The following is a 1,344-nucleotide window of genomic DNA, read 5'->3' on the forward strand; positions in this document are numbered from 1 at the left end:
TGTGTGATGGGACTCATGTGTCTGCTGGCACTGTTGGTATTTGATGGTTACGAAAAATATTTCGTTTTTCTACCTGCCATGGCCATCATGATGCCTGTGAGTTACTTTTTGTTTCAGGCCAGTGAACGTCAGCATGTCAAATTAACCGAACACGGAATCATTGTTAGTACGGTTGAACTGGTGCCGGAATTCTTTTATGCGGCGACCCGGAATGCCGCTTATGTCGGTATCGTGCTGTGCTTATTGGCTGTGGGTTTGGTGGGGCCACTGGCTTTTGTGGGGGCAGGTGCGGGAGCATTGATGGCTTTTAAAATGACCGGGTTTAATAATGACCCCAAGGTGAGGGTTTTTCCATTTTTGAAAACACTGAAATATACGATTTGGACTGACTTTGAAAACCCATCATTTGAAAATGGTGTAAATAGTGTCAGTTTCAAAAATATGGAGCTTATGTCAAGAGAAAATGATGGCAATGATGATCTCTATGGCGATCTGAGACGGTTCCATTGTGTTGTGTATTATTGCAATGAAAATCAACAGAAAATTATTGAATCTCATTTGAAAGGTATCATTTCAACAGAATCAGATGATGAGTATATGAGTAAAATAAAACGTGAGAAAAGTGGGGCAGATAAAGTATCAATGTCATAGTGTTTTGTTTTGCTATGAAAATCGACCGTCGTTCAGGTGATGGGAAATAGAGGTCATTCTTGAATAATGCGTAAGTTCAAACACCTGCCCAAGTGCACAGAAGAATATAAACAGAAACAGATCCAGCAGGTGCTGGAAGCGAATGTGATTTACGAGTGGGAATGTGATTTGATACCAAAGTATAGATGGGCACAACCAGCAATGATGCTATTTCTTGGTTCGATCATGCTTTTAATATTGGATGGGGTGGCAAAGTATTTCTTTGTTGGTATTTCGTTGGCAATTATGATGCCAGTTGGTTATTTTTTATTTCAAGTTAGTGAACGCCAATATGTCAAATTAACCGAATACGGAATCATTGTCAGCACGGTTGAACTGGTGCCGGAATTCTTTTATGCGGCGACCCGGAATGCCGCTTTTGTCGGTATCGTGCTGTGCTTATTGGCTGTGGGTTTGGTGGGGCCACTGGCTTTTTTTGGGGCAGGTGCGGGAGCATTGATGGCCTTTAAAATGACCGGGTTTAACAATGACCCCAAGATAAAGGTATTACCATTTTTAAGTGAGTTACGATATATGATTGATGCTGAGTTTGAAGAACCTGCATTTGAAAATGGTATTAGTCTTGTTTGCTTTGAAAATATGGACATCCTTCCTGATTGGTTAAAAGATGATTATGCCCCCGACCCTTATAAA

The 1,344-nt window shown here is 40.9% G+C and carries 2 pseudogenes; both read left to right on the forward strand.

Annotation, left to right across the window (positions count from 1 at the left end):
- Positions 1-651 (forward strand): annotated as a pseudogene (locus EA58_RS21785) (hypothetical protein); the annotation flags it as partial.
- Positions 652-717: 66 nt separating this feature from the next.
- Positions 718-1,344, forward strand: a pseudogene (locus EA58_RS20710) (hypothetical protein); the annotation flags it as partial.

It is taken from the genome of Photobacterium galatheae, assembly GCF_000695255.1.
GTDB classification, from domain to species: Bacteria; Pseudomonadota; Gammaproteobacteria; order Enterobacterales; family Vibrionaceae; genus Photobacterium; species Photobacterium galatheae.